General features: G+C 41.6%; 6 protein-coding genes. 2 read left to right on the top strand and 4 right to left on the bottom strand.

Features of this window, described 5'->3' with window-relative positions:
- Positions 1 to 253: 253 nt before the first annotated feature.
- The 3 genes from FFR48_RS23570 to murC form a co-directional block, all read right to left on the bottom strand.
- Positions 254 to 604 carry a YbaB/EbfC family nucleoid-associated protein gene (locus FFR48_RS23570; RefSeq protein ID WP_096569112.1) on the bottom strand — a complete coding sequence of 117 codons (351 nt, stop codon included), beginning with the start codon at positions 602 to 604 and terminating at the stop codon, positions 254 to 256.
- A gap of 187 nt (positions 605 to 791) precedes the next feature.
- On the bottom strand, positions 792 to 1,790 hold the full coding sequence (gene murB / locus FFR48_RS23565; RefSeq protein ID WP_137669046.1) for a UDP-N-acetylmuramate dehydrogenase: 999 nt from the start codon (positions 1,788 to 1,790) through the stop codon (positions 792 to 794).
- Positions 1,791 to 1,923: 133 nt separating this feature from the next.
- On the bottom strand, positions 1,924 to 3,384 hold the full coding sequence (gene murC, locus FFR48_RS23560) for a UDP-N-acetylmuramate--L-alanine ligase (protein WP_137669045.1): 1,461 nt from the start codon (positions 3,382 to 3,384) through the stop codon (positions 1,924 to 1,926).
- 604 nt (positions 3,385 to 3,988) lie between these two features.
- On the opposite strand from murC, the gene nadD reads away from it, so the two are divergent.
- Positions 3,989 to 4,615 (top strand): nicotinate (nicotinamide) nucleotide adenylyltransferase, encoded by a 627-nt coding sequence (gene nadD / locus FFR48_RS23555; RefSeq protein WP_137669044.1) that lies wholly within the window; start codon positions 3,989 to 3,991, stop codon positions 4,613 to 4,615.
- 358 nt (positions 4,616 to 4,973) lie between these two features.
- Positions 4,974 to 5,987: a type I glyceraldehyde-3-phosphate dehydrogenase gene (locus tag FFR48_RS23550; RefSeq protein WP_096569099.1), complete on the top strand. Its 1,014-nt coding sequence runs from the start codon at positions 4,974 to 4,976 to the stop codon at positions 5,985 to 5,987.
- A 112-nt stretch (positions 5,988 to 6,099) separates the two neighbouring features.
- Here FFR48_RS23550 and thiL read toward each other — a convergent pair whose 3' ends face one another.
- Positions 6,100 to 7,137: a thiamine-phosphate kinase gene (gene thiL, locus FFR48_RS23545; protein WP_137669043.1), complete on the bottom strand. Its 1,038-nt coding sequence runs from the start codon at positions 7,135 to 7,137 to the stop codon at positions 6,100 to 6,102.
- Between the last annotated feature and the right edge of the window lie 164 nt (positions 7,138 to 7,301).

The following is a 7,301-nucleotide window of genomic DNA, read 5'->3' as shown; positions in this document are numbered from 1 at the left end:
ATAAACCACATTTTGATTTAGGTTTCGCGTCAACAATGTAGGGGCGTTCGCGAAGCGTGCTGGAAGCATCAGCATTCGGACAATTAATTATCGGTTTTTACCTAAGACTATCATCCGAATGCTTCGCTCTGACTGTGGTCTAAAGACATGAAAACTGCTGTAATGTAGAGACGTTCTATAGAACGTCTCTACAAGGGTTTTAGAAAACGCACATTTAATTTTCGGACAAGTCTAATGACTAATAACTAATTGACTATAATCCAGGCAGTTCTAGTCCACTAGTCAAATCTTCCATACGTTCCCGCATAGTCGCAGTAGACTTGTTGTAGGCATCTTTCATAGCTGCTGTTACGAGGTCGGAAAGTAGCTCTGAACCTTGTGCTATTGCGTCTGGGGAAATTTCTACTCTTCTGGGTTCTTGGTTGCCACTAACAATTACTTTAACCAGTCCACCACCAGATTCTCCTTGAATTTCCATTTGCTCTAATTCTTCTTGGAGACGCTTTGCACCTTCTTGAACCTGCTGTGCTTTTTTAAAAGCGTCCGCAAGTTCTTTCATTTTTCCTAGGCCAAAACCAAATCCCTGTCCTTTTCCTGCTGTCAAAACAAATTTTCCACTTATGCTTTGAATAACAAATCAAATTCAATTATAGTTGGGTTGGGTAATTGGTAATGGGTAATGGGTAATTGGTAATTGGTAATTGGTAATTGGGAAAAATAAAATTGATTACCCAGTCACCAGTCACCAGTCACCAGTCACCAGTCACCAGTCACCAGTCACCAGTCCCCTATCAACAAACTGCTTGAAACTCGCCAATCATTTTAACCTCTGGTTCTAACCAAATTGACCAACGTTCTTGTACTTCACGTTGAATATGATTAATGAGACAGAAAATATCGCTGGCTTTAGCTCCACCACGATTAACGATAAAATTAGCATGAAGTTGTGCAACTTGCGCTCCACCGATTTGATAGCCTTTTAAACCAGCTTGTTCAATTAACCATCCAGCAGTGTAAGGCTTAGGATTGCGGAAAACACTGCCACAACTGGGAAAATTATAAGGTTGGGTAGAAAGGCGATGTTGTTTATGTTGTTTGGTTGTAGCTATAACTTGTGCTGGATCTGCACCGGGTTGAAGTTGCAAGGTTGCTTGAGTAACTATCCGTTTTCCCCCTTGCAATAATGAAGTCCGATATTTGTAACCTAATTCCGCTGGGGTGAGAGTTTCTAATGTACCATCAGGAGAGAGCAATTCCGCGCTCACCAACATATCTGCAATACAGCTATTATGCGCCCCTGCATTCATCACAACTGCACCACCAACAGTTCCCGGAATACCCACAGCCCATTCTAACCCTTCCCATCCCAATTCTGCGGCTTCCCATGCCAAGCTAGGAATAGATTCGCCTGCGGCGACAGTTAATTGACCTGTTTCTAGGTCGAAGTGCTTGGAACGGAAATGACGAGTAGCAATCACTAAGCCTGGTATACCTTGATCGCTGACCAACAAATTAGAACCTGCTCCCAGGATTGTTATTGGTAAATCTTGTTCTTTTGCGTACTCAATACTTGCTTGTAATGCTTCTAAGTTGCGTGGAGCAACGTACAATTGGGCTTCTCCTCCAACTCTGTAGGAAGTAAATGCTGATAAAGAAGCCTGGGTTTTAATTACACAATCAGTACCGGGTAAGTAAATTACTTCACTATCAACAGAATTAGTTGTTTGCTGTTTATTTGTAGTCAAAGCAGAAATCTTACAGACGTTTCCAGCAGCCGGGGAAGTTATCATCGTTGCTTTAATTGGTAATTTTTATTACTCTTTTACCGTAAAATTCCGGCAATAAGTTTAACTAATGAAACTATTGCTAGATAGGAAATTCGCACAAGAAACAAAACCTAGAAAACCTAGAACTGTGCTTTGCTTAGGATGTGGCTTTAGCTGGTTCACGAAGTGTAGCAATTACTTCAGGAATCGCTTGATTCAGATTACCAGCACCTAAAAATAGCGCCAAATCACCAGAACGCAGGTTTGACAATAAAAACTCGCACACAGAGGATAAAGTCGGTTGATAAATAACCTGCTGATGCTGCTTCCCTATTTCTGCTGCTAATTGTTCACCATTAATCAGTCCTAAATCTGGTTCTCCGGCGCTGTAAATGTCAGTGAGAACTACTAAATCAGCATGGGTAAAGGATTCGGAAAATTCTTCCAAAAAGGTAAGTGTCCGACTATAACGATGGGGTTGGAAGATGGCAACTACCCTTTGTCCTGGTCTAGCCTGAAGACGTGCTGCGGCCAAAGTAGCACGAATTTCGCTAGGGTGATGGGCATAATCATCAATAAAAGTAATACCAGCCGCTTCTCCCCGGAACTCAAAGCGCCGTCTTGCTCCTTCAAAGGTAGCAATACCTTTACCAATTTCCCCAAATTCTAAACCCAGGGCGCGTCCTACGGCTACTGCGGCTAGAGCATTGCTGAGGTTATGCCGACTCAAAAGTTGTAGATTTAATACACCCAAGGCTTTACCTTTTTCCCAAACCAAAGCTGTTGTACCATCAGCACGATAGTCAATGTTGGTGACAGTATAGTCAGCGCCGGTATCTGGATGTAGACTATAGCTGATGTTTGGGTTAAGGCGATCGCGCACTGTGTCACAATCAATGCTACCTACTAAAATTTGGCAACCCTCGGCAAATTTTTGGAAAGTCTCAACTACCTCGTCTAATGTTTCGTAGTGGTCAGGATGATCGAGTTCAATATTGGTAATTATCCCGATAGCTGGGGCGTGTTTCACCAGAGAACCGTCAGATTCATCTGCTTCAGCCACTAGATACTTGCTTTCCCCTAATCTAGCATTCCCTTCCCAGGCATTTACTTCTCCACCGACTAAAATGGTCGGGTCAAGACCAGCTTGCCATAGCATATAACCAATCATGCTACTGGTTGTAGTTTTGCCGTGAGTTCCTGCTACAGCAATGCTATAATAATCAGCAATCAAGGCAGCTAAGACATCAGAACGGTGTAAAATTGGACAACCTAATTCTATGGCAGCTTTATATTCCAAATTATTGGTATTAATAGCTGTTGAACAAATTACTTGAGGTAAGTTAGACTTATCAACGGGCAATTTTTCTGGTGAATTTAATACTATTCCATCAGCCGATTCTTGAGGACGAAAGAACTCCAGATTGCTGGCTTCTTGTCTACTAAAAATGTGAGCGCCCAGGGATTCTAACTTGCGTGTAATCTGATTAGGTCGCAGATCAGAACCTGATACTGGTAATTGCCGTTTTGTCAACACATAAGCTAGAGCCGACATTCCTATACCGCCAATCCCAATGAAATGAAATGGTCTACCGCTAAAATCTATCTGACTATTCATCTTTTGTTCCTCTTACACCACACCACAAAATCTTTACATAAGACACGCGTATCATAACAGGATTTGGATTTTTACAGATACTGCTCCTGTAGGATTTTCATATCTGAATAAAGGGTTAATTTTTTACTTTGTTTTTGCTTGTTCAGAAAGATATTACCCTGACGAGAGAGTTTCTCTATTTCTGATATCTTTTTATGATTATTCTGAAAACTGGGGTAACATCGGGAAAAAAATCCTGTAATGTTAAATACATATCGTTGATGGCTTTACTAAAAGTGGCTACGGAAGTCCTTGAGTTACAAACATAATTTGACACTAAGTAGGTAGGCGTTAAAAATGGTCGTTATGGCAAGGCAGGAGGCAGGAGGCAGAAGGCAGGAGGGAAGAGACTTTTAGGTAACTTTACTTTTCGTTACATACGTCTGTTTTTTTGTGCTTTTCTACTTATATCCAGCCAGCAGGTGAATTGACTACAATAATACATTGGTAGGGAAAAGATTATTCAACTAGTTGCAGTAGGAAATTTTAGGAGGCAGGAGGTAGGAAGTAAGAGACAAAACTTTAGCAGTGTGCTTTACTTTACCTGAATATTCCCGCACATCAAATGCAGAAACTAGCAATTTTTGGAGGTACATTTGACCCAGTTCACTGGGGACACCTACTCATAGCCAAAATGGCTTTGACGCAATTACATCTGGAACAAATAATTTGGATACCTTCAAAAAATCCTCCTCATAAACAAGCCGCACTGTTTGAACATCGAGTAGCAATGCTGGATATAGCTACTAAAAATAACCCAGCTTTTACAGTCTCACTGATTGAGAGAGAATGCTCTGGGACTTCATACTCTATTAACACCCTGATTGATTTATCTGCTTTTTACCCAAATACTCATTGGTACTGGATTATCGGTTTGGATGCTTTCCAAACTTTACCTCGTTGGTATCGTGGATATGAACTAGCACAAATGTGTGATTGGTTAATTGCCCCCCGACAGGTCGGTGGTGAGACTATAGCTCAAACTGAGTCAATCTGCAACCAAGTAGAAAAAAAATTTAGAGAAAAATCACATACAATCAATTGGCAGTTACTGCATACACCTTTAGTAAGAGTTTCGTCAAGTATCATCCGTGAACTTTGTCGCCAAGGCTGTTCCATTGATGATTTAGTACCGAAATCAGTCGGCTTGTACATCGCCACTCACAATCTTTACACTCATAATTCTGAATAAATTCTGTATTTTTTTTGGGATAGAACACTTTATAGTTATAAATACTCCTCCCCTTTGCGATATGATTGGGGTCTGGAACAGAATCAAAACATTTACTCCAATCTACTCATTGAGCGAAAAAATCTAGACTTCAACACTCAAAGGTGTGATAATTACCCTGTTTTTAGGTAATAACCAAGCCTAAAGCATTTGCACAGTAGGGTGAGTTACACCCAATCTTAAAGCCTGTGGACTGGGTAGTGCCGACACTTCCAGAGTGAAGCAGGAAGTAAACAAAGCTCATGAGTAATTTTGAGTAGGTTTTATATAACGGTCAACGATATCAATTTATAGGCATAAATACAGAGGGCAAGACACTGTGATTAGAGTTGCAATCAACGGTTTCGGGCGCATTGGACGGAACTTCGCACGCTGCTGGATAGGTAGAGAGAATAGCCCAGTTGAACTTGTGGGTATCAATGACACTTCCGATCCTAGAACCAATGCTCACCTGCTCAGATATGACTCGATGCTGGGAAGGTTACAAAATGCGGATATTACTGCTGATGATAATTCCATTACTGTCAACGGTAAGACCATTAAATGCGTATCTGATCGCAACCCAGATAACTTGCCCTGGAAAGAATGGGAAATTGATCTGATTATTGAATCCACTGGTGTTTTTACCAGTAAGGAAGGGGCAATGCGCCACGTTAATGCTGGTGCTAAAAAGGTGCTGATTACTGCTCCTGGTAAAAATGAAGATGGTACTTTTGTGATGGGTGTGAATGATGAAGATTATGATCACAACGTACATCACATTATCAGTAACGCCAGCTGTACCACTAACTGTTTAGCTCCTATTGCCAAGGTGCTGCATGAAAAATTTGGCATCATCAAAGGCACAATGACCACTACTCACAGCTACACAGGAGATCAGCGCATCTTAGATGCTTCTCACCGTGATTTGCGTCGCGCTAGAGCGGCTGGTATTAACATTGTTCCCACTTCTACTGGTGCGGCTAAAGCGGTGGCTCTGGTACTCCCAGCTTTAAAAGGTAAGCTGAATGGTACAGCTTTGCGTGTACCCACCCCTAATGTTTCAATGGTGGATTTTGTAGTTCAGGTTGAAAAACCCACTATTACAGAAGAAGTTAACCAAGTCCTCAAAGATGCTTCTCAAACCTATCTCAAAGGCATTTTAGGTTATAGCGAACTTCCTCTAGTATCTTCTGATTATCAAGGTACAAATGAATCTTCCATTGTTGATGCCAACTTAACTTTGGTTATGGGCAATGACATGGTAAAAGTGATGGCTTGGTATGACAATGAGTGGGGTTATAGCCAACGCGTTTTAGACTTAGCTGAGTTAGTAGCCAATAAATGGGCATAATTTAGGTGACAGGTGACAGTGAAGAAAGCAGGGGAAGCAGGGGAAGCAGGGGAAGCAGGGGAAGCAGGGGGAGAATATTAACTTTTGCCTCTTGCCTTCTGTTACCTGTTCCCTAACTAAAATGTTGAAATCCCTGCCTAAGTGTTAAAACTTGGTCGGGGATTTTTTCGTTTTCATGTTGTAAAATTACTGTTGAGCCTGGTGTAATTTTACCGACAATGGCTGCACCTGCACCTAGTTTTTTTACTAATTCTAATGCGGTTTGTGGTGGTAAACAGAGGACTAATTCAAAATCTTCGCCACCATATAGGGCATAATTGAGCGATCGCTGTAGTGTGAGCCAATGATTAAATGTTGATGGTAGAGGAATTTTACTTGCTTCTAAAATAGCGCCTACTTTACTAGCACGGCAAATTTGTAATACTGCATCGGCTAAACCATCACTGCTATCCATCCCAGATATGAGGCAGGGAGCAGAGGGCAGGGAGCAGGGAGAGAAAAGTATTTCTTTGAGAATGGGTATGACATCTAAACGTGGTCTGGGACGCTGGTGTGCGGTGATTAAAGCCACCTTTTCTTCTGATTTGAGGTTTTGACCTATTTCGGGATTTAAGAGCAGTTCTAAGCCCCCACGAGAAGCACCATGAATACCTGTAACGACTATGGCATCACCTATTTGAGCGGTGGAACGATGGATAATAAAATCAGGGTTGGCTTGACCAAAGGCGGTTATGGATAAAGTGGTAATGGGCGATCGCACTATATCACCACCAACTATAGAAACGTTATATTTTTGCAAGCATTCTGTCATGCCCTGATACATTCTTTCAACCCATTCAACGCTTAAATCTCCTGGTAAACCCAGTCCAACGGTGATACCCAAGGGAAAAGCCCCCATAGCTGCTAAATCGGATAAATTAGCAGCAGCAGCACGCCAACCAGCATCCTCTGGAGCAGTGGTAACATCACTAAAATGTACACCATCAACTAACATATCTGTAGTTACTACCAAAGATTGCTTTGATTCTGTCGCCAAAACTGCCGCATCATCACCTATCACCTCTGAAGGACAAAAGCGTTGTAATCTCTCTAAAAGACCTTGTTCGCCAATATCTCGAACTTGTAAATGTTCTGCTGGTAAATTAGACATAATTTTGAGGAGGCAGGAGGCAGAAATTTTGAATATTTTAGGACTTACGCATTGACAGGATCAACCAAATATGAGGTATGGGTTTCGGGCATTTTAACGTGATTTTTTAATTATTTTTGGGCGATAGCGAAGCGCTGCTGCAAGCAGTTCGCTATTGATCGGAA

Origin of the sequence: Sphaerospermopsis reniformis (assembly GCF_005402885.1) — a bacterium.
Lineage (GTDB): Bacteria > Cyanobacteriota > Cyanobacteriia > Cyanobacteriales > Nostocaceae > Sphaerospermopsis > Sphaerospermopsis kisseleviana.
Note: the sequence above shows the minus strand (reverse complement) of the source record. Positions and strands in the feature narration are given on the sequence as shown.

Excerpts from the sequence above, each read along its gene's own strand:
- murC (WP_137669045.1), bottom strand. The coding sequence starts at position 3,384 with ATGAATAGTCAGATAGATTTTAGCGGTAGACCATTTCATTTCATTGGG.
- murB (WP_137669046.1), bottom strand. The coding sequence starts at position 1,790 with ATGATAACTTCCCCGGCTGCTGGAAACGTCTGTAAGATTTCTGCTTTG.
- thiL (WP_137669043.1), bottom strand. The coding sequence starts at position 7,137 with ATGTCTAATTTACCAGCAGAACATTTACAAGTTCGAGATATTGGCGAA.
- nadD (WP_137669044.1), top strand. The coding sequence starts at position 3,989 with ATGCAGAAACTAGCAATTTTTGGAGGTACATTTGACCCAGTTCACTGG.